Annotated in this window: 17 protein-coding genes; 7 read left to right on the forward strand and 10 right to left on the reverse strand. The window is 72.4% G+C overall.

What is annotated here, in order from left to right:
- Window positions 1–2,179: sodium-translocating pyrophosphatase (locus VMN58_04595; protein ID HUF32472.1), on the reverse strand; the 2,179-nt coding region annotated here is incomplete at its 3' end.
- Between the two features lie 174 nt (window positions 2,180–2,353).
- Window positions 2,354–4,117, reverse strand: a complete 1,764-nt coding sequence (locus VMN58_04600; GenBank protein HUF32473.1) for a bifunctional diguanylate cyclase/phosphodiesterase — start codon at window positions 4,115–4,117, stop codon at window positions 2,354–2,356.
- A 189-nt stretch (window positions 4,118–4,306) separates the two neighbouring features.
- Here VMN58_04600 and VMN58_04605 point away from each other — a divergent pair, with 189 nt between their 5' ends.
- Window positions 4,307–5,317, forward strand: coding sequence for a tyrosine-protein phosphatase (locus tag VMN58_04605; GenBank protein HUF32474.1), 1,011 nt, complete (start codon window positions 4,307–4,309; stop codon window positions 5,315–5,317).
- A 30-nt stretch (window positions 5,318–5,347) separates the two neighbouring features.
- Here the strand turns inward: VMN58_04605 and VMN58_04610 are convergent, their stop codons facing one another.
- The 4 genes from VMN58_04610 to VMN58_04625 are packed head-to-tail and all read right to left on the reverse strand — an operon-like array spanning window position 5,348 to window position 9,541.
- A complete protein-coding gene (locus tag VMN58_04610; protein ID HUF32475.1) occupies window positions 5,348–6,427 on the reverse strand; it encodes a Zn-dependent alcohol dehydrogenase in 1,080 nt (359 codons plus the stop codon).
- 46 nt (window positions 6,428–6,473) lie between these two features.
- Window positions 6,474–7,934 (reverse strand): AMP-binding protein, encoded by a 1,461-nt coding sequence (locus VMN58_04615; GenBank protein ID HUF32476.1) that lies wholly within the window; start codon window positions 7,932–7,934, stop codon window positions 6,474–6,476.
- Window positions 7,935–7,944: 10 nt separating this feature from the next.
- Window positions 7,945–8,601, reverse strand: a complete 657-nt coding sequence (locus VMN58_04620) for an alpha/beta hydrolase (protein ID HUF32477.1) — start codon at window positions 8,599–8,601, stop codon at window positions 7,945–7,947.
- 1 nt (window position 8,602) lies between these two features.
- Window positions 8,603–9,541, reverse strand: a complete 939-nt coding sequence (locus VMN58_04625; protein ID HUF32478.1) for an alpha/beta hydrolase — start codon at window positions 9,539–9,541, stop codon at window positions 8,603–8,605.
- A gap of 63 nt (window positions 9,542–9,604) precedes the next feature.
- Here VMN58_04625 and VMN58_04630 point away from each other — a divergent pair, with 63 nt between their 5' ends.
- Window positions 9,605–10,387, forward strand: a complete 783-nt coding sequence (locus VMN58_04630) for an SDR family NAD(P)-dependent oxidoreductase (protein HUF32479.1) — start codon at window positions 9,605–9,607, stop codon at window positions 10,385–10,387.
- Window positions 10,388–10,420: 33 nt separating this feature from the next.
- On the opposite strand, the gene VMN58_04635 is transcribed toward VMN58_04630, so the two are convergent.
- On the reverse strand, window positions 10,421–11,854 hold the full coding sequence (locus tag VMN58_04635) for an FAD-dependent oxidoreductase (GenBank protein HUF32480.1): 1,434 nt from the start codon (window positions 11,852–11,854) through the stop codon (window positions 10,421–10,423).
- Between the two features lie 87 nt (window positions 11,855–11,941).
- Here VMN58_04635 and VMN58_04640 point away from each other — a divergent pair, with 87 nt between their 5' ends.
- Together VMN58_04640 and VMN58_04645 are read left to right on the forward strand one after the other, a co-directional pair.
- A complete protein-coding gene (locus VMN58_04640; protein HUF32481.1) occupies window positions 11,942–12,157 on the forward strand; it encodes a hypothetical protein in 216 nt (71 codons plus the stop codon).
- 49 nt (window positions 12,158–12,206) lie between these two features.
- Entirely contained in the window at window positions 12,207–12,464 is a 258-nt protein-coding gene (locus VMN58_04645) for a NifU N-terminal domain-containing protein (protein HUF32482.1), read from the forward strand.
- A gap of 9 nt (window positions 12,465–12,473) precedes the next feature.
- On the opposite strand, the gene VMN58_04650 is transcribed toward VMN58_04645, so the two are convergent.
- Window positions 12,474–13,151, reverse strand: coding sequence for an alpha/beta fold hydrolase (locus tag VMN58_04650; GenBank protein HUF32483.1), 678 nt, complete (start codon window positions 13,149–13,151; stop codon window positions 12,474–12,476).
- 40 nt (window positions 13,152–13,191) lie between these two features.
- Here VMN58_04650 and arfB point away from each other — a divergent pair, with 40 nt between their 5' ends.
- The 3 genes from arfB to coaA are packed head-to-tail and all read left to right on the forward strand — an operon-like array spanning window position 13,192 to window position 14,817.
- Window positions 13,192–13,608, forward strand: coding sequence for an alternative ribosome rescue aminoacyl-tRNA hydrolase ArfB (gene arfB / locus VMN58_04655; protein HUF32484.1), 417 nt, complete (start codon window positions 13,192–13,194; stop codon window positions 13,606–13,608).
- Between the two features lie 47 nt (window positions 13,609–13,655).
- Window positions 13,656–13,856, forward strand: coding sequence for a hypothetical protein (locus VMN58_04660; GenBank protein HUF32485.1), 201 nt, complete (start codon window positions 13,656–13,658; stop codon window positions 13,854–13,856).
- Window position 13,857: 1 nt separating this feature from the next.
- Entirely contained in the window at window positions 13,858–14,817 is a 960-nt protein-coding gene (gene coaA, locus VMN58_04665) for a type I pantothenate kinase (GenBank protein ID HUF32486.1), read from the forward strand.
- Window positions 14,818–14,821: 4 nt separating this feature from the next.
- On the opposite strand, the gene VMN58_04670 is transcribed toward coaA, so the two are convergent.
- Complete coding sequence (locus VMN58_04670) at window positions 14,822–19,174, reverse strand: alpha-(1->3)-arabinofuranosyltransferase family protein (GenBank protein ID HUF32487.1); 4,353 nt, start codon at window positions 19,172–19,174, stop codon at window positions 14,822–14,824.
- The gene (locus VMN58_04675; protein ID HUF32488.1) at window positions 19,171–20,349 is read right to left on the reverse strand and encodes a glycosyltransferase family 4 protein; all 1,179 of its coding nucleotides are present in this window, start codon (window positions 20,347–20,349) and stop codon (window positions 19,171–19,173) included. Before VMN58_04675 ends, VMN58_04670 begins: the two co-directional genes overlap by 4 nt.
- Window positions 20,350–20,391: the final 42 nt, after the last annotated feature.

Here is a 20,391-nt window from a genome sequence, read left to right on the forward strand (position 1 = left end):
GCCCCGGCCTCGGGGTCGCGCCCGACCCCGAGGTGCTCGCCGCGGTCACGGTGCACCGTGAGGTGATCCGGCGGGGTTCGAAGAGGCCGAAGTCGACGAAGGCCGGGGCGAAGATCAGCGCCACGACGGTCATCACCTTGATGAGGATGTTCATGGCCGGACCAGAGGTGTCCTTGAACGGGTCACCCACGGTGTCGCCGACGACCGCAGCCTTGTGGGGCTCTGAGCCCTTGCCGCCGTGGTGGCCGGCCTCGATGTACTTCTTGGCGTTGTCCCAGGCGCCGCCGGCGTTGGCCATGTAGATGGCGATGGCGAAGCCGGTGACGAGGACACCGGCGAGCAGGCCGCCGAGCGCGTCGACCGAGATGAAGCCGACCACGAGCGGCACGACCACGGCAAGCGAGCCGGGGACGATCATCTCCTTGAGGGCGGCGCTGGTGGAGATGTCGACGCACTTGGCGTACTCGGGCACCACGCCCTCGCGACCCTCGCGCAGGCCCGGGATCTCCCGGAACTGACGACGCACCTCCTCGATCATCTGGTTTGCGGCCCGGCCCACGGCGTTCATGGTGAGGGCGGCGAAGAGGAACGGGAGCATGGCGCCGATGAAGAGACCGACGAAGACGTCGACGTCGCCGATGTTCAGCGTGATCTCGCCACCGGAGGCCCGGATCGACTCCTGGAAGGAGACGAACAGCGCCAGGGCGGTGAGGACGGCGGAGCCGATGGCGAAGCCCTTGGCGACCGCCGCGGTGGTGTTGCCGAGGGCGTCGAGCTCGTCGGTGACCTCGCGCACGGATGGGTCGAGGTGGGCCATCTCGGCGATGCCGCCGGCGTTGTCGGCGATGGGGCCGTAGGCGTCGGTGGCGACCACCACGCCGAGGGTGGCGAGCATGCCGATGCCGGAGATGGCCACGCCGTAGATGCCGGAGTTGGCCAGGTCGGGCAGGGCGTACTCGGCGCCTGCGTAGGCGGCGCCGATGGCGGCGACGACGAGCAGCACCGAGCCGGTGACCGAGATCTTCCCGGTGGCGATGCCGGCGAGGATCGTGGTGGCCGAGCCCGTCTCGGACGAGGCAGCGATGTCCTTGACCGGCTGGTAGTGGTCAGAGGTGTAGTACTCGCAGAGCTTGCCGATGGCGAGGCCGGCGAGGAGGCCGGCGACCACGGCGATGGGGAAGCCCCACCAGCGGTCGGTGATGTCGCCGAAGAGCCACCAACCGAGGACGAAGGCGAGCACGACGGTGAAGCCAGCGGCGACGTAGGTGCCGCGGTGGAGCGCCTTGGCGAGGTCGCGCCCGGTGGCGCCGGGGCCGGTCCTGACGGTGAAGGCGCCGACGATGGCGGCGAGCATCCCGAAGGTGGCGATGGCCAGCGGGTAGAGGAGGGCGGATTCCTGGAAGCCCGCGGGCACGCCGTCGACGGTGTCGGCGAAGGCGAAGCCTGCCAGGGCGATGGGGGCGATGAGCGAGCCGGCGTAGGACTCGAAGAGGTCCGCTCCCATGCCGGCGACGTCGCCGACGTTGTCACCCACGTTGTCGGCGATGGTGGCCGGGTTGCGCGGGTCGTCCTCGGGGATGCCGGCCTCCACCTTGCCGACCAGGTCGGCGCCGACGTCGGCGGCCTTGGTGTAGATGCCGCCGCCGATGCGGGCGAAGAGTGCGATCGACGAGGCGCCGAGGGAGTAGGTCGTGACGACCTGGATCGGGTTCTCGATCGTCAGGACGTCGACGAAGAGGATGTAGGCGGCGGCGACGCCGATGAGGGAGAGGCCAGCGACGGTGAAGCCCATGACCGCCCCGCCCCGGAAGGCCAGTGGCAGGGCGACCTGGGCGCCGGACTTGGCCGCCTCGGCGGTGCGGGCGTTGGCCATGGTGGCCACCGTCATCCCGATGAAGCCCGCCAGGGCGCTGAACACGGCGCCGACCAGGTAGGCCCCGGCGGCGTAGAGGCCGTTGTCGAGGAGCAGGGCGATGAGCACCGACAGGACGACGACGAAGATCGCCACCGCCTGGTACTCACGGCGCAGGAAGGCCCGGGAGCCCTCCTGGATGGCCTCCATCAGCTCGACCATGCGGGCATCGCCCGGGCTGGCCTTCTTGACGACGCCGAAGAAGTAGAAGGCGAGGCCGAGGCCAGCCAGCGCGGCGACGACGGCGAGGTAGGGAACGGAGTCCAAGGATCTCTCCTGATCGGGCCGGGCGTCGGACACCCGGCGAGGTGTGGGCGCGGCAAGGTGCGCCCGATGTGGCTTTCGGTGGCGCGCAACCTACCGGTCACCGGCGCGGGAGGCCAAAGCGCGGTGGCGCCCGAGGAAGGGACGGCCGTCGCCACCGAGACGGGCGCGAGTGGCTTACGGGGACTCGACGGTGCCCGTTGGCTCCTGCCGGTCGAGCATGGCGGCCAGCTCGGCATCGCTGACGGGGACCGAGCACAGGTAGCCCTGCCACTGGTCGCAGCCGAGGTCGGCGAGCAGCCGGTGCTGCTCGTCGTCCTCGATGCCCTCGGCGACCACGGCGAGTCCCAGGGCATGACCGAGCTGGATCACGCTTCGCACGATCTCCTGGTCGGCGACCTCTTCGACGGCAGAGCGGACGAACGTCCGGTCGATCTTGACCACGTCGAGGGGGACGTCGCGGAGGTGGGCCAGCGACGACCATCCGGTGCCGAAGTCATCGAGGGCGATGCGGACACCGAGATCCTTGAGGTTCTGCAGCATCGCCACGCCGTCGACTCGGTCGTCCATGAGGGCGGTCTCGGTGACCTCGAGACAGAGCCGCTCGGGTGGCATCCCGCTGTCGGCCAGGGCCTCGACGACGGCGTCGACGAGGCTGTCATCGCGGAGCTGGCGGGCAGAGACGTTGACCGCCAGGTCCAGCGGTCCCTCGACGGCGTCGGACCAGCCCGCGGCCGCTCGGCACGCCTCCCTGAGCACCCAGCGCCCGATGGGGTCGATGAGACCGCACTCCTCGGCCAGGGGGATGAACTCGTCGGGGAGGACCAGGCCGCGCTGGGGGTGCGTCCAGCGGGCGAGGGCCTCGACCCCTGCGATGCGCCCGGACGCGAACGAGATGGCAGGTTGGAAGAGGACGAAGAGCTCGTCGCGCTGGATGCCGTCGCGAAGGGCGTTCTCGGTCCGTAGCCGCTCCACGGCCCCGTCGAAGGACTCGCGGTCGTAGAGGTGGATCTGCCCGCCGCCGTGGCCCTTGACGCGGTGGAGCGCGGCGTCGGCCTCGCGCAGGATCTCGGCGGCATCGGTCTCGGTGGGGCCGGCGACGGTGACACCAACGCTGGCGGCAGTGAGGATCTCCACGGCGCCCCCCGTGGCGTCGAGCCAGAGCGGCTCGCCGATGGCGGCGGCGATGGACTGGGCCGTCGTCAGGGCAGCATCGGTCCCGGTGACCGCCTCGCAGAGGACGACGAACTCGTCGGAGCCCACCCGGGCCACCGTGTCAGCTGGCCCGATGACCGTCGCGATTCGCTCTCCGACGATGCGCAGCAGCATGTCCCCGCCCGTCTGGCCGAAGGTCTCGTTGACGAGGGTGAAGCGGTCGAGGTCGATGGCCATGACGGCGACGTCGTCCGAGCGGATGGTGCGCCGGGCCAGGGCGTGGCGGAGCCGGTCGGCGAGCAGGAGCCGGTTGGGCAGGCCGGTGAGGTCGTCGTGCATCGCCTGGTGGGCGACGATGGCGTCGTGCTGGAGTCGCTCGGTGATGTCCGTGACCTGCACCACGAAGATCCGGGGGTCTCCCTCGATCGCGGGCAGGGCGCTCAGCCGGACCTCGGTCCAGATCGGGCCGCCGGCTGCGAGGAGGCGTGCGGTCCCGACGAAGGTGGGAGCGACGTCGGTGATGACCCGGTTGGCGCCCTGGGCGAGATCGACGAGGTCCTCGACGTGGACCACGTCGGAGACGTGCGAACCACGGACGGAGGCCGCGTCTCGCCCCAGGAGCCGGCAGAAGGCCTGGTTGGCCACCGCCACGATGAGGTCCTCCTCGATGACCAGGGCCATCCCGGTGGGAGCGACGTCGAAGACCTTGGAGAAGGGCGCGATGGAGCCGATGTCGTCGAGTGCCGCCCGCGTCGGGACGGGCGGTGGTGCTTGGCTGGACGGCATCGATCTCCCTTCCCTCGGAGCATCGGCCGTTGCACGCCGATCTTGAGGGGTCGGGTCTCGGGGGCCTGGGCGTCGGGGTCCGCCCGGTCGTCGTGTCGTCAGCGTCGTTCGAGGCCGGCCCCTAGGCTTCGCAGACATCCGAGCAGGTGGTCGATCCGTGTCCGACACGGGACGGGAGGGGCAGGGCCGATGAGCGCCACCATCACCGACCTCACCGTCGAGGGCGTCGGCGACGGCGACCTCACCGTGCGGTGGCGAAGCGTCGGTGACCCGGTCCCGGTCGAGGTGAGCGTGGGTCCGACCCCTGACGCCATCGACCACGCCGCCCCCGTGGCGCGGGTCGACGACGGCACCGAGGTGCGCCTCACCGGCCTCGAGCCCGGACGGCACTACGTCGCGGTCGCCCCTGCAGCCGGCGGCCCTGCGGTCGTCGCCGCTGAGCGCCAGGTCGCCCTCGAGGGTGCCCTGAACTTCCGCGACCTCGGTGGGTACCGGGCCGCCGGCGGAGCCACGACGCGCTGGGGGAGGGTCTTCCGCTCCGACGCGCTCGGCGGCCTCACCGTCGCCGATGCCGCCCTGCTCCATCGGATGGGCCTCCGGGTGGTGTACGACCTGCGGCGCGACGTGGAGCGGCAGCGGGCGCCGAGCGCGCTGCCCGTCGACGGGAGCGTCCGTTCGGTGGTCCTCGCCATCGGGGGCGACGCGGGCGAGGGCCGGGAGCTGATCGACCAGCTCCTCGCCGGCGAGCTCGACGAGCTGGGCATCGGCTTCATGGTGGATCTGTACGAACAGATGGTTGATGAGGCCGCGCCGAGCTTCGCGTCCCTGCTGACCCGCCTCACCGATGCGGAGGGGCTGCCGGCGCTGTTCCACTGCACCGCCGGCAAGGACCGCACGGGGGTGAGCGCCGCCCTGCTGTTGGCTGTCCTCGGGGTCGATGAGGGCGACATCCTCGACGACTACGAGCTCTCGACGGTGCTGCGCTCGAACCGCCGGGTCGAGGAGCTGCGACCCCGACTCGAGGCCGTGGGGGTCGATGTCGAGCGGGTGCGGCCGTTCCTGAGCGCGCCCCGCCCGGCCCTGCGTGCCGCGCTGGACCGGGTCGACGACCACCACGGCGGTGTCGAGCGCTACCTGGTCGAAGGAGGGGGCATGGCGCCGACCACCCTCGACCGCCTCCGGGACCTGCTGCTCACCTGAGCACCGCCCGGGCGCCAAACCTCGCCGGACCTAGAAGGTGATGACGCTGCGGGCGACCTCGCCGGCCTTCATGGCGTCGAAGGCGGCGTTGATCTCGTCGAGGGGCCGGCGGGCCGAGACCAGCTCGTCGAGCTTGAGGCGACCCCGGAGGTACATGTCGACGTAGCGGGGCATGTCGATCCGGAACCTGGTGGAGCCCATGTTCGAGCCCTGGATGCGCTTCTCGGAGAGGAACGCGAAGCCGGGGAGCTCGACGCTCTGGCCGATGGGGATCATGCCGATGATGGTGGCCGTGCCTCCCTTGGCCAGCATGGCGAAGCACTGCTCGGCCGCCACCTTGAGGCCGATGGCCTCGAAGGCGTGGTCGACGCCACCGCCGGTGAGCTCGATCACCTGGGCGACGGCATCGCCCGGAGAAGCGTCAACGGTGTCGGTGGCACCGAAGGAGCGGGCCAGATCGAGCTTCGAGGCCACCATGTCGACGGCGATGATCCGGCCGGCGCCGGCGATGGCGGCGCCCTGGATGCAGTTGAGGCCGATGCCGCCGGCGCCGAGCACGACCACGGTCTCGCCGGCACGGACCTTGGCGGTGTTGAAGACGGCGCCGAGGCCGGTGGTGACGCCACAGCCGATGAGGGCAGCGCGGTCGAGGGGCATCTCGGGGTTGATCTTCACCACACCGTGCTCGTGCACGAGCATCTGCTCGGCGAAGCTCGACATGTCGAGGAACTGGAACACCGGTTGGCCGTCGCGGGACAGGCGCTGCGGGCCGTCGGCAGGACGCCGGGTCTCGGTCTTGTCGCAGAGCTGCGGACGGCCGCTGGTGCAGTAGGCGCAGCTGCCGCAGAACACCGCCAGACAGGTGATCACGTGGTCGCCGGGCTCGACGTAGGTGACGTCGCGACCGACGGCAGCGACCACCCCGGCCGACTCGTGGCCGAGCACCGCCGGGGTCGGGTAGGGGTACTTGCCCTCCATGAAGTGGAGGTCGGAGTGGCACACGCCGGCGGCGGCGGTGTCGATGAGCACCTCGCGCGGACCCGGCGCGTCGATGGTGACGTCCTGGATCTCGAGGGCGGACGGGATCTCGGGTAGGACTGCTGCTCGCACTGCGCTTCCCCCTGGTGGTCGTGGTGCGCCGAACCTACCCGGGGCGTCAGGCCTCCGGAGGAGGAAGGCGCTCGGCGCGCAGGGCCGAGCGGCGGACCTTCCCGGCGTCGTCACGGAGGGGCTCGTCGACCCGTTCGAACGTGCGCGGGACCTTGTACCGGACCAGCCGTCCGCCGAGGTGCTCCCGCAGCTCGTCGTCCCCGACCTCCCCGGTGGTGTCGAGGAGGGCGTGGACCCGCTCCCCGAGATCGTCGTCCGGGAGGCCGATCACGGCGCTCGAGCGGATGAGCGGGTGCTCGTCGAGTGCCGCCTCCACCTCGGCGGGGTACACGTTGGCGCCTCCGGAGAGGATGAGGTCGGCGCTGCGGTCGGCGAGGTACAGGTAGCCGTCCTCGTCGAGCCAGCCCAGGTCGCCGAGCGACTCCCAGCCATCGCGCTCGCGCGCCTCGGCGCCGATGTAGCGGTAGGTCGGGCCGGATCCCTCGGCGGGCCGCATGAAGACCTCACCGACCTCACCCGGTGGCAGCTCGTCGCCCTCGGGGCCGAGGATCTTCATCTGTGAGCCGCCGATGGGCCGCCCGACCGAGCCCCGGTGCTCGAGCCACTCGTCACCCATGATCCAGGTGACGCCCTGCGCCTCGGTCCCGGCGTAGAGCTCGGCGATCCGTTCACCGCCGAGCCACTCGATCCAGGCCTCCTTCAGCCACGGGGGGCAGGGCGCCCCGAGGTGCAGGACCGTCTCGAGCGAGGAGAGGTCCTTGGCGAGGCGGTCGGCCTCGGGCAGGCGCATGATGCGGTGCATCATCGTCGGGACGAGGAGCACCCAGTCGACGCGGTGGGCCTCGATGTCGGCAAGGGTGGCGGCGGCGTCGAAGCGTCGGTGGACCACCAGGTGGTTGCCGTGCAGGAGGCCCCGCATCGAGAAGGCGAAGGGCCCGTTGTGGTACAGCGGGCCGGGCACCAGCTGCACCCCGTCGCGGCGCATGCGGCTGCCGGGCACCGCCTCGGGGTCGAGGCGCCCCCCGTTGCCGGCGAGGATGATCTTCGGCCGGCCGGTGCTGCCGCCGGAGGTGGGCGCCTTCCAGGACGCGGGTGACCGGTCGGGGAGCGGCTCGTCCGACAGCGACGGGCTGGCTTCGTGACCGGCAGGCAGGACGGTGCGTCCGCCGTGGCTGCCGGGCTCGGCGCCGACCACGATCGCCGGGTCGGCCAGCTCGACGATGTCCTCCCGCTCGCGTGTGGGCAGCTTGGCCGACACCGGCTGGGGGGTGGCGCCCAGCTTCCAGGTGGCGATCGTCGCCTCGTAGAACTCGATGTTGTTCGGCAGAGCGATGGTGACGAGGTCGTCCTGGCGCACCCCCAGCGCCTGGTAGGCGCGGGCTAGGCGGTTCGTGCGCCGGTCGAGCTCGCCGCGGCTGATGGTGCGTCCGTCGCAGGTGATGGCGGGTCGGTCCGGTGCCTGCTCGGCCAGGAGGGAGATGGTGCGGCTGATGGACAGCGTGGCCATGGGAGCCTCCTCAGATGACGTCGGCGTAGGTGGCAAGGGCCTCGGCGACGGAGCCGGTGGCGACCCCGACCTCCCCGACCACGGCCTCGAGCCAGACCGGCCTGCCGATGGCGGCCACGGTGATCGGGGTCTCGAGGCCCGAGCCGTGGGTGGCCTGCCTGACGAAGCTGGTGGCGTAGTCCGGCGGGCGGACGTCGGTGGCGAGGTCCTGGAGGGCGAAGGGGTCGGGCGGGGCCACGGCGTCGGCCGGGACGGTGGTGTGTCGGGGCGACGACGGGCCGGAGGCGCCGCCGAAGAGGCCGGGGCCGTCGGCGATGATCGCGCCGCGCACCTCGGCCGGCCGGCCGCCGGCGATGAGCAGGGCGACGTAGCCGCCGACCCCGCGCCCGAGGACGGTCACCGGCCCGAGGTGGGCGATGGCGGCGTCGGCGTCGCCCATGAGGACCTCGCACGTGTAGCCGCCCCCGGCGGGGACGGTGGAGGCGCCGTGACCGGTGAGGTCGAGGGCGTGGATCGGACCTGGCCAGGCCGCAGCCACCGCTGGCACCTCCGCCGGTGCGCGCTCGCCGAGGCCGTGCAGGAGCAACAGCGGCCGTCCCGTGCCGCTGCGCAGCTCGTGCAGGGCCAGGGTGACCCTGTTGTGGGTGAGGAGGGTGGGGTCGCTCACGTCAGGGCCTCGGCAGGAAGTCGGCGATGAGGGCGGCGATCTCGGCCGGCCGCTCGATGTGGACGAAGTGGCCGGCGTCGGGCATCGGCACGAAGGTCGCTCCGGGTGGGAGGTAGGCCAGCACGTCGTCGGGCGTCGTGCCCCAGCCCATGTCCTCCTGGACGAGACCGAGCACACCCAGGAACGGCATCCCGAAGCCGGGCATGCGCAGCAGCGACCACTCCGGCCGCCAGGGCCCGAACCCGCCGAAGCGCAGGGCGGGATCGATGGTCCACCGCCAGCCGTCGGGGTCCTTGCGGGCGCCGACGGTGACGAGGTACCGGAGCCACTCGACCGGCAGCCGGGGGTTCATGCGGCCCCGCCGTCGGGCCAGGTCGTCGAGGCTCCCGGGCTTGCGCTCGGCCTGGGCGGCGCGACGGCGGTGGTCGAGCCACGCCGTGAGATCGCCGGCCAGCAACCTGGTTCGCTCGTGGTCGGGGACGTCGGGTGTGGGTCGGTTGGAGGGCAGGCCGTCGAGGTTGACCAGGTGGCTCACCCGGTGAGGGCAGGCGTCGGCGAGCTGGAGCATGAGCCCGCCGCCCTTGGAGTGGCCGACGACAGGGACCGGGGTCTGCGTCACCGTGTCGAGCACGGCGAGGGCATCGCGCACGTCGGCATCCCAGCTGTACAGGGCGGCGTGTTCGGAAGCGCCGTGGCCCCGCTGGTCCCACGACACCACCCGCCAGCCCTGCTCGGCCAGCAGGGGGGCGAACACGTCGAAGGTGCCGGCGAAGTCGAAGCCCCCGTGGGCGAGGAGGAGCGGCGGGCCGTCGGGGTCGCCCCACTCGTAGACCGCCAGACGCAGGCCCCAGGAGGACACAGCTCGGGTGCGGTCGGGGCGGCGGGCACTGGGGAAGGAGGCGGCGGCTGCCTCGTCGTCGTCGAGCTCCACGGCGGTCACCGCCGGATCGTAGGTCACCTGACCCTGGGGTCAGGCCGGCTGGCGGCCGCTACGGTCCCGCGCATGACGACGAGGCTGACGGTGCTGGAGCGGTCGATCCACGGACGGGTCGCCCTCGTGACCGGAGCGGCGAGCGGGATGGGCCGGGCCACGGCCCACCTGATGGCCGATGAGGGTGCCCGGGTGGCGGTCACGGACCGCACCCAGGAGGGTGTTGACGCCGTGGTCACCGAGATCACGGGTGCCGGCGGCACGGCGCGGGGGTGGGTGCTCGACGTCACCGACGCCCAGGCGATCCCGACCGTGGTGGCCGCCGTCGAGGCCGAGCTGGGCCCGGTCGACATCCTGGTGAACAACGCGGGGGTCAGCATCCCGAGCGCCATCGGAGACGAGGCATGGGAGGTGGCGTGGTCGACCACCGTGGCCGTGAACCTCACCGCCCACGGACGGATGGTCCGGGCCTGCCTGCCGTCGCTGATCCGAGACGGCGCGGGCCGGGTGGTGAACATCGCGTCCACCGAGGGGCTCGGCGCCACGGCGTACATCAGCCCGTACACCGCAGCGAAGCACGGTGTGATCGGGCTGACCCGGTCCCTCGCCGTCGAGCTCGGGCCGACCGGCGTGACGGTCAACTGCGTGTGCCCGGGGCCGATCCGCACCGGCATGACCGCAGGGATCCCCGAGGAGGCCAAGGCGAAGTTCGCCCGGCGGCGGGTGCCGATGCGGCGCTACGGCGACCCGGAGGAGGTTGCCCACGCCACTCTGAGCCTCGTGCTCCCTGCCATGTCCTTCGTGACCGGCGCCGTCCTGGTGGTCGACGGCGGCCTCACCATCCAAAACACATGATGCGGGGCCCGTCACCGACCTGCGGCGAGGCGCTTACCTTCGGCGGAGGCGGGACGCCCAGCGGCCGGCACGGACGAGCCAGTGGTACCGGGAGGCGCGGGCGTAGGCCGCCTCGGCGGCCATCTGGCCCACGGAGGTCGAGATGGTGGGGTACACGTGGACCAGCGACGCCAGGTCGGTGAGCTTCACTCCGACGTGCATGGCGAGGGCGAGCTCGTGGATGACCTCGCCCGCCTCGGGGGCCAGGAGGTGCGCCCCCACGAGCTGACCCCGAGCCGTGACGGCGATCATGACGCCCTCGGTGCTGCCATCGGCGCGTGCGCGGTCCGAGCGGGCCAGCTCGACGCGGTGGACCTCGACGTCGGGGCCGTGCTCGAGGCGAGCCTCGACGGAGGTGAGTCCGGCGTGGGCCAGCGACGGGTCGGTGAAGGTGCACCAGGGGACCAGGGCGCTCGCCTTGCCGGTGCCTGGGAAGAACATGTCGCGGATGGCGCGGACGGCCTGGTGCGCGGCGGCGTGGGTGAACCGGGCACGGCCGTTCACGTCGCCAGCTGCATAGACCGACGGCACGGTGGTGCGCATCCGGTCGTCGACGACCACACCGTGGGCCCCGATCCCCACCCCGAGCTCCTCGAGGCCGAGGCCCTCCACGTTGGGGGTGCGGCCCACGGCGAGGAGGACCTCGTCGGCGGCGACCTGGCGAACGCCGAGCTGGCCGATCCACTGGACCGCCTTGCGCCCGGTGGTGTCGAGGGAGAGGCGGGCCGCGTCGACGCCGAGCCGGACGTCGACCCCGTCGGCCCGCAGGATCGTGGTCATCCGGTCGGCGAGCTCGGGCTCCTCGCGGGCGAGCAGGCGATCGCCTCGCTGCAGGATGGTGGTGTCCACGCCGAGGCGGGCCATCGCCTGGGCCATCTCGACGCCGACCGGCCCCCCACCCACCACCACCAGGGATGCGGGCGCTCGGTCGAGCTCGAAGACGTCCTCGTTGGTCAGGTGGGCGACCTCGTCGAGGCCATCGATCGGCGGGGTCGCGGGACGGCTCCCCGTGCACACCAGGACGAAACGGGTCCGGAGCCTGCGCTCGCCGACGGTGACCTCGTGGGGGCCGGTGACGGTGGCCTCCCCCTTGATGACCTCCACCCCCAGTCGCGCGAAGCGGGCGGGGTCGTCGTCGGTGGCGGCGATCTCGGCTCGCACGGCCCGGACCCGCGACCACACTGCCGCGGTGTCGATCTCGGGGTCGAGCACGGGCAGGCCCCAGCGGTGCCCGGTGCGCATGGTGTGGGCGGCACGGCTGGCGGCGAGGAGGGCCTTGGAGGGGACGCAGCCGGTCCAGAGGCAGTCGCCACCGGCCCGGTCGCGCTCGACGATGGCCACCCTGAGGGGGAGGGTGGCGGCGAACTCGGCAGCGGGCATCCCGGCCGACCCCATGCCGACGATCACGAGGTCGTATCGTGGGGCCATCGCGACGATGCTAGGGACACCACCACTCGATGCGTGCGACGCCGGGCACCGTGAGTGCTGCGCGGCGACGCCGGGTAGGGCCAGGCGATGACCGACCCCCGTCTCGAGGACCACGCCGTGGGTGTGGAGCTGCAGCTCACCGACCTCGTCGAGAAGCGCGAGCGGGCGTTGGTGCAGGGCCGCCGGGAGCGGGCGGCCATGCTCACCGAGGAGATCGAGTCGCTCCAGCTGGAGCTGGCGAGGACCGCCGAGCAGATCGCCGACGAGCACTTCGACCGCCCCGAGATCCAGCGCGAGGCCTGACCGGGCCGAGGTGGACGGCAGCGGCGACGGCACTCGGTAGGTTGGGGCCATGGCCACCGCGACCCCGTCCCCGACGCCCAACCCCGACGCCATGAAGTACACGCTCGACACCACCCTGCCCGAGATGATCAACGTCTCGACGCCGGAGGCAGCGGCCCCGTACCCCTTCGCTGCGGCCATCCTGGCGGGCGGGGGAGTGGCGTCGGTCTTCGCCACGGCAGACTTCGTGACGGTCACGCGGCGTCCCGGCGCCGACTGGGAGTCGATCACCCCCGCCGTCCAGGCTGCCGCTGCCGAGCACCTCTAGCTCACGAGGTCACGCCGGGACGGCGTCGAGGAACTCCAGGGCGGCGTCGATGAACCCGAAGTCCTTCGGGGTGGCGAAGTGCTCCACGTTGCGCAGGACCACGAGTCGGGCATCGGGCAGGGCCGCGACCAGGCGGTCGGGGGGGCCGGCGAAGTCCTTGTCGCCGAGCACGACGAGCACCGGGCAGGTGATGCGCCCCAGGTCGGCCTCGGTGAGCGGCTCCTCGGGCCGGCGCAGGCAGGCGGCGAGGGCGACGGGGTCGTTCCCCGAGCCGGCGGCGTACTGCACGAACAGGTGGGCGATGCCTCCCGCCCCGCCATCGCCGGTCTCGACCGCCCGGGCGAGGGGCTCGGCGTCGTGGTCACGGAAGAGGTTCTCGCCGACGCCGGCGACCACGAGTCGCTCGAAGCGGGCGGGTTCGCGGGCGGCGAGGCCGAGCAGGACGCGCGCCCCGAGGCTGAACCCGATGGCATCGAGCGGTCCCGAGGGCAGGGCTGCGCCGAGGTGGCCCTCGAGGTTGGCGTAGGCGGCCGGGTCGTGGGGGCGCTCTGCCGTCCCGTGGCCGAGCAGGTCGACGGGCACGACCTCGCGGCCGGCCTCGGCGAGGAGGTCGGCCCAGCCGGGTTCCCGCCAGTTGCGCTCGAAGGAGGATGCGAAGCCGTGGACCAGGGCGACCGGGTTGCTCATGGCCCGGGAACGTAGCGGAGGGCTCCGGTACGGTCGGAGCGTGGCTGACCCCGACCGCCTCGTCGTGAACCGGTCGTGCACCATCCCCCTCTCGGAGCTGGCGTTCCGCTTCACGCGCAGCGGCGGGCCCGGGGGCCAGCACGCGAACACCTCTGACACCCGTGTCGAGGTGATCTTCGACATCACCGCCTCGTCGTCGCTCGGCCCCCGCCAGCGGGAACGGCTCCTGGAGCGTCTCGGACCGGTGGTGGTGGCAGCCGCGTCCGACGAGCGGTCGCAGGCACGGAACCGCTCGCTGGCCCTCGAGCGCTTGTCGGCCCGGCTCGCCGAGGGTCTGCGGGTGGTGCCCGCCCGTCGTGCGACCAAGCCCTCCCGGGCGGCCAAGCGCCGGCGGGTCGAGGCCAAGCGGAAGCACTCGGAGAAGAAGGATCGCCGACGGCCCCCGAGTGAGTGGTAGCCACCGGTTTGGCCGGTGTGGGCGGCGCAGTCTGGCATCGTGGCGGGGTGACCGAGGATGTTCCCGACCGACTCAGCTTCACCTGTCCCCGCTGTCAGCAGGACGTCTCCGAGCGCTTCTACGGCCCCTGCGGCACCTGCCGGTCCGCCCTCGCGGCCACGCTCGGGGGAGTGGCCCGGGATGTCGAGGTCGCCGAGTACGAGCCGAAGGTGAACGTCACGCCGAACCAGATCGCCAGCAAGGACTGATGTGGGCGCCGGAGCGAGACGGGGCACTGCAGCCTCGACCTACGCCGACTTCAGCGCGGCGGAGTGGAGCGCCCTGCGAGCCGCCACGCCGCTCACCCTCGACGAGCAGGATCTCTCCGACCTCCAGGGCGTCAACGAGCACGTGTCCCTCGACGAGGTGGCCGAGGTCTACCTGCCGCTCTCGCGGCTGCTCAACCTCCACGTGGTGGCGACGCAGGGCCTGGCCACCGTCAGCGACACCTTCCTCGGACGTCCCGCAGCGAAGGCGCCCTACGTCATCGCGGTCGCCGGCAGCGTCGCGGTCGGCAAGAGCACCACGGCCCGCATCCTGCAGGCCCTGCTGGCTCGCTGGCCCGACCACCCGCGCGTCGACCTCGTCACCACCGATGGCTTCCTCCACCCGAACGCGGTCCTCGAGGAGCGCGGCCTCATGGCCCGCAAGGGCTTCCCGGAGAGCTACGACCAACGACGCCTCGTGGAGTTCATGGCGGCTCTCAAGTCCGGTGCCGAGAAGGTCACTGCGCCCGTCTACTCACACATCGCTTACGACATCGTCCCGGGCGAGGAGCAGGTCGTCCGCCGGGCCGACGTGGTGATCGTAGAAGGGCTCAACGTCCTGCAGACCGGTGGCACGGGAGGGGGACGGCCCCCTTCGGTCTTCGTCTCCGACTTCTTCGACTTCTCGATCTACGTCGACGCCCTCGAGCAGGACGTCGAGCAGTGGTACGTGGAACGCTTCCTCACGCTCCGGGCGACGGTCTTCACCGACCCCGACTCGTACTTCCACCGCTTTGCCGCCCTCAGCGACGAGGAGGCGGTGGCGACCGCCCGTGGGATCTGGCGCGAGATCAACGGGGCGAACCTGCGAGAGAACATCGCGCCGACGCGCGAGCGCGCTCACCTCATCCTGGAGAAGGGGTGCGACCACGCGGTCCGAGGAGTGCGCCTCCGTCGTCGGTAGGGGCTCAGCCGAAGTGGCGCCGGCGTCTCGCCCAAGCGACCAGGACGTCGGTGAGGAGGAGGAGCAAGGCAAGCCAGGCGAGGATGTGGGCGGTCTCGAAGAACGAGGGCCAGCCGAAGTCCGGCGGGTAGGCGTTGCGGGCCTGCTTGACGACGACATAGGCCCCGGCGGCGCCGATCAAGCCGACCGAGCCGAGAGCCATGGCCGCTCTGCCCCGCCGGACCAGCAGCGCGAGGAGGGCGAGGACGGCGACCAGCGGCCCTGCCCACGGGCGCAGGAGCAGGGCGGCGATGGCGCCTGCCGCCACCGCCACCGCTGCGGTGACGGTGACGTCGGGACGCCCCCCTGCGCCGGTGAGCGGTGAGTCCAACCACGGCTGCCAGGGCAGGGAGGTGTCCTCGTCGGGGATGAGATCGCCTCGGCGGCGGTCGAGCACAGCGAGGGCGAGGCACAGCAGGACACCAAGTGCCGAGAGGGCGAGGGCAAGCCAGACCCATCGCTGCGGGGTCCAGCGCAGGGCGATGCTGAGCGTGTCGGCGTCTCCGGGCTCGACCCACCAGCCGTTGGCGTAGCCGTCGAGGATCCGTGGGGACCCGAGGTCACCGAGGCCGTCGGCCGAGGCCGCCCACCCGTCGTTGTGGCTCTGGCCGAGCACGAGCCAGAACGGGCCATCGATGGCGCTCACGTCGAGGTCGACGCTGCTGCGTCCCTGCCCGGTGACCTCGAGGACGGGCGAGGCGGTCGTGACCCCCGGGGTCGGGACATCGGCGGTGAGGACCAGTCGATCGAGGTCGATCCCCGTCGAACGTCCGTCGGCGGCGCGCAGCACCTGCTCACCCGACGGAAGGTCCATGCCGCCGCTGATCGCTCCGCAGCCGCTCACCTGCAGGCCCTGCCTGCCGGTCCGGTTGCCGAGGGAGCCCGTGACACGCAGTGAGACGGGCTCGCCGTCGATGGTCGCAAGATCGGTGCGGCAGCCGGAGTCGACCTGGTCGGGCGTCGGGGGCATCCGCACCGGCAGGCTGATGTTGGCGATCCCCACCGGCAGGGTGTGGGGGAAGTCAGAGAACGAGTCGGTCCCGGTGACCACGCGGACCTCCTCCACGACGAGGCGAACCGTCGTGGCCCGGACGGGCGGGAGGTCGAGCCGGGTGGTCGCCGTTGCCCCCTCGGTGGCCACGTCGTCCTGGTGGGCGACGTCGACCGTTGCGACCTCGCGCCCGTCGGCCACCACGCGGACTCGGGTGGGCACCGAGTGGCGGCCGTCGCGGACGACGGTGAGGTCGACGCCGTCAAGGTCCATCGGGGCGCCGGACTCGAGCTCGACCCACCGGCCGACCTGCTCGCCCACGGGCGGTCGCCAGACGGTCGAGGGGTCACCGTCGAAGGCTGACGCTGCCCGGGCGCCGATGTTGCCGACGATGCGGTCCGACGACCGGGCGGCGGGGAGGCCCTCGTGGCCCAGCGCGGCATCGATGACGGCGTCGGGTGCTCGGGCCGACAACCGTGCCTGTCCGGTGAGCTCGAAGCGTCGGGGAGTGGGGAGCTCGAAGGCCCGGCTGAGCGCCACCTCCTCGTCGCTGCGGTAGAGCTCGCGCGGATCGGAGCGCGCTCGTGCCAGGAGGATCGTCAGGGGCTGGTCGGCGGACGCCTCGCCGGTGGTGGACAGCAGCGAGCGGGGGAGGCGCACGACCTCGTCGACGCGGATCCCGGCGACGTCGACCTCGGCGAAGCCCGCCGAGCTGAGGCCGTCGACCTCCACGCCGCGGTGGCTGTCGTCGACGACGATGACCTCGAGGGTGGTGAAGGTGCGCGACGCCCCGAGGGGGATCACCTGGCCGCCTTCGGTCCTCGACGCCTCGGTGAGGACGAACCGTCCCACGGGCTCGCCGTCGAGACGGAGCTCTACCTCGGTGATCCAGCGATTGCGGGCGCCGGTGAGGGTCTGGGTGAGACCCACCCGGTCGGTGGTGACGGGTGACTCCGCCTCCACGAGCAGTCGTTCGCCGATGACGTCGCCGAACGCTCCGGTGCGCCACGCCGTGGTGGGATTGCCGTCGAAGGCGTAGGCGGGGCGGTCCTCGGCGTTGTAGCTGATGTGGTTGCCGTAGCTCGAGGCCTGAACGCGCCGGACCCCGCGCTGCTCGACGACCGTCCGGGTGTCGTCGCCGGCGCCGGGGAACAGCAGGAGCCTCTGGTCGACGTCGGTGGCCTCGAGCGCGACCTCGCCGGTCTGCTCGGTGACGCCGACGTTCTCGCGCACCGTGTTCCAGCGACGTGCTCGCCGCCGGTTCGAGTCGGTCAGCACCAGCGTCGCGCCCCGATCGAGCATCGCGGCGCGGAGGTCTTCGGCATCGAGCAGGTCGGCGTCGTACAGCAGCGCCCCGGGTCCATCGAGGAGGCCGGCGGCAGCTGCCTCCACCACGCCCTCACCATCGCCGGCGAGGATGATCGGGCGGCCGGCGGGCGCGACGCGGACGATGGGGCGGGGGTCCTTCACGGGAAAGATCGTCACGGGCGCGGGGTGGGGCGCACCGGGGGGCGTGGCGAGGGTGATCTCGTCGACGAGGGGGATCGAGCGGACGGCGTCGTTCGGCGCCGGCGGGCCGAAGGTCACCGGCTCGGCCAGCCCCGTCGGGGTCGGCGTGAGCTCGGCCCGCAAGGCCCGGGGGCGAGGCGTCCGGTAGCGCTCGAACTGCAGGTCCGACCGCAAGAGCACGTCGCCGGCGCCGAGGAGGCGAGCCATCGGCGCCAGAGCGGCCGGGTCGAGGATGCCCTCCTGGAAGCGCCGGTCGAGGGCCATGAGGAGATCGGCCGACGGGGGTGAGCCGTAGGGGATCAGCTCCCGGGCCACCATGGGCCGGTCCATCAGACCGGGGAGCACGGGGTCGACGGTGTTGCCCCACCGGTACGAGGCGAAGTCGATCCCGGGGACGACCAGGACCCGGGTGGCGTCACCGCGCTCGTCGAGCCAGGTGGCGGCCTCGTGCCAATGGGTGGGGATCTCCTCGGGACGCTCGAGGTTCTCCCCGATCATGTCGCCCGTCCAGAGTGGGGGCAGCCCAGCGACCGCCAGGAGGACGGCGGCGAGCGTGGCGGGCAGCGCCAGGGGCGGCGAGCGCCGGGCCAGGGCGGAGATGCCGGCGGCCACCAGGACGGCGAGGGCGAGGGCGACGAGGGGGACCGCCCGAGGCGTGCTGCGGAGCGCCAGGCCCGCGGTCGATGAGGTCGCCAGGTCCGTGAACAGGGCGCCGAGCGGCGACGGGCCGTCGTAGGGGAAGGCCCCGACCGCCACGGCGGTGCCCACGGCGAGGAGGGTGACGAAGTAGGCGCGGTGCCGCCACCGGATGCCCACGCCAGCGGTGAAGGCGACCACGGGCACCGCGAACCCGATGGCGATGAGCCACAGCTCTTGGGTGTAGCTCCGTGCCGGCTCGATCCATGGCCCGAGGAGGTCGCCGCCGTAGAAGAACCAGTAGCCGAGCCCGCGGAGCACCTCCGAGGCCAGCGAGGTGCGGGCCACGGTCTCGACCGTCTCGGTGAATCGGAGGATGTCGATGCCGTAGGCGCCCTGGGCGGCCAGTCCGGCGATCCACCAGAGCGAGCACGCCAGGCTGAGGACGCCGATGCGCCCGGCGGCCCGGACGACCGTCGGACCGGTGATCTCCCGGTTCGACGCCATGGCGAACGGGAGCCACAGCAACGGCCCGATCCCCGCCATCACCAGGGCGGTGGCGTTGACTCCGCCGACGGTGGCCACCACCAGGGCGAAGAGGGCGGGGTGGCGCCACGTGCGCCGACGGACGGCGCGCTCGGTCAGGCCGATGAGCCAGGGGAGGGCAGCCCAGGGGAGCAGGATCACCGAGATGCGGGCCCCGTAGTGGAGGACGTACGGGCTGAGCATGTAGAGCGTCGCCGCCGCCAACATCCCCGGGCCGCGCCAGCGGAAGCTGCGAAGGAGGTAGAGCACCCCGGCGCCGGCCGCGAACATGACGGTGGCGAGCCAGAGGCGTTGGGAGACCCAGTCGGGTGACCCGAGGCGCTCGAAGACCCAGTACCAGGGCCCCATGGGCCAGAGGTAGCCGATGTTCTGGTGGGTCACGGTGCCGAGGCCGATGCTGGGGTCCCACATAGACGCCGCTCGGGAGAGGAGGCGACCCGGGTCGAGGTAGAGGTAGGTCTTGGTGTCGGCCGCCACTCGTCCCGGCGAGGTGAGCACCAGGGGGACGTAGGCCATGGCCACCAGCAGCAGGTGTCGCCCGACGGACGTTCGCCGGCGTCGGCGGGCCGCGACGATCCCCTCGTCGCTCTGGTCTCTGGGCGCGCGCCGTCGCCTGGGCCAGCGGGGACGCTTCATCGACGCCGGCGTCGGTTCGCCTCGTCGGCCAGCGCCTGGAGGGTGCCGAGGGCGGTGGCCTCCCAGGTGAGGGGCGCGGCGTGGGCGCGGGCCCCCTCGGAGAGCCGGGCGCGCAGGGTGTCGTCGGAGAGGACCCGGTCGAGGCCGGAGACCAAACCGTCACGCCCGTCGACCAGCAGCCCGCTGCGGTCGGCGACGACGGCGTCGGCGTGACCGTTGATGTCGGTGACCACTGCCGGTGTGCCGCAGGCGGCCGCCTCGGTGATGGTCATTCCCCATCCCTCGCGGGCCGACGCGCTGGTGAGCACCCAGGCGCGCCGGTAGAGCGAGATCAGCTCCTCCAACGGCAGGCGACCGGGCAGGTGCAGCCAGGAGCCGGCGTCGTGGGCGGCGATTCGCCGCTCGAGGTCGATGCGCTCGTAGCCCTCCCCGACGATGACCGCCTCGAGAGCGGGCTGGCGGGCCTTGAGCTCGACCAGGGCCTCGATCAGCAGGTCGTAGCGCTTCACCGGCACCAGCCTGCCGGCGGCGACCACCAACGGGTGCGGAGACCGCGCCTCGTCGCCCATCGTGAAGGCAGGCTCGACGCCCGGCGGGACCACGGTGACGCGGTCGTCGTGGTACCCGAGGTCGTCGACCAGCTCGCGCTTGGAGGACTCGGACAGCGTCACGATCCGCGACCGCCGGTACAGCAGCGGAGCGATGCGGCATTCGATGGTGTCGCCGATCGCCGCCAGCCTGGGTGGGAGGACCATCTGCCACATCTCGGCGTGCACGTGGTGCAGGAAGACGATCCGGGGCCCCCTCGCCCAGAGCGGGGAGAAGAAGGGCATGCCGTTCCAGATCTCGACCAGGCCGTCGGCCTTCCCGTAGCGCCCGACGGCCTCGGTGATGGCGGCGCGGGGGAAGACCATGTAGCGACCGGCCTTGCGGACCACGTCGTAGCCGTCCCGGCGCACACGGGGTGGGTGGCCCTGGGCGTAGGAGGTGCGGAGGAGCACCTCGATCCCGGCTTCGGCCCACAGCCGCGAGACGGTCGCGGCGTGGACCTCGGAGCCGCCCGCCTCCACGTCGTCGAGGTCGCGCCACGACACGAGGTGGATGCGGCGGAGCCCGGCGGACGCGGCGATGTCGCCGAGCTTGGCGATGTTGGACGCGTGATCGGAGGAGGTCACGCCGAGGGCTCGGTGGTCACGGAGGCGGGCTCGTCAGGATCG

The sequence above is a fragment of the Acidimicrobiales bacterium genome, from assembly GCA_035512495.1.
GTDB lineage: Bacteria > Actinomycetota > Acidimicrobiia > Acidimicrobiales > CADCSY01 > DATKDW01.

Excerpts from the sequence above, each read along its gene's own strand:
- VMN58_04670 (HUF32487.1), bottom strand. The coding sequence starts at position 19,174 with ATGAAGCGTCCCCGCTGGCCCAGGCGACGGCGCGCGCCCAGAGACCAG.
- VMN58_04645 (HUF32482.1), top strand. The coding sequence starts at position 12,207 with ATGGCCACCGCGACCCCGTCCCCGACGCCCAACCCCGACGCCATGAAG.
- VMN58_04615 (HUF32476.1), bottom strand. The coding sequence starts at position 7,934 with ATGGCCACGCTGTCCATCAGCCGCACCATCTCCCTCCTGGCCGAGCAG.
- VMN58_04635 (HUF32480.1), bottom strand. The coding sequence starts at position 11,854 with ATGGCCCCACGATACGACCTCGTGATCGTCGGCATGGGGTCGGCCGGG.
- VMN58_04600 (HUF32473.1), bottom strand. The coding sequence starts at position 4,117 with ATGCCGTCCAGCCAAGCACCACCGCCCGTCCCGACGCGGGCGGCACTC.
- VMN58_04630 (HUF32479.1), top strand. The coding sequence starts at position 9,605 with ATGACGACGAGGCTGACGGTGCTGGAGCGGTCGATCCACGGACGGGTC.
- VMN58_04605 (HUF32474.1), top strand. The coding sequence starts at position 4,307 with ATGAGCGCCACCATCACCGACCTCACCGTCGAGGGCGTCGGCGACGGC.
- VMN58_04640 (HUF32481.1), top strand. The coding sequence starts at position 11,942 with ATGACCGACCCCCGTCTCGAGGACCACGCCGTGGGTGTGGAGCTGCAG.
- VMN58_04650 (HUF32483.1), bottom strand. The coding sequence starts at position 13,151 with ATGAGCAACCCGGTCGCCCTGGTCCACGGCTTCGCATCCTCCTTCGAG.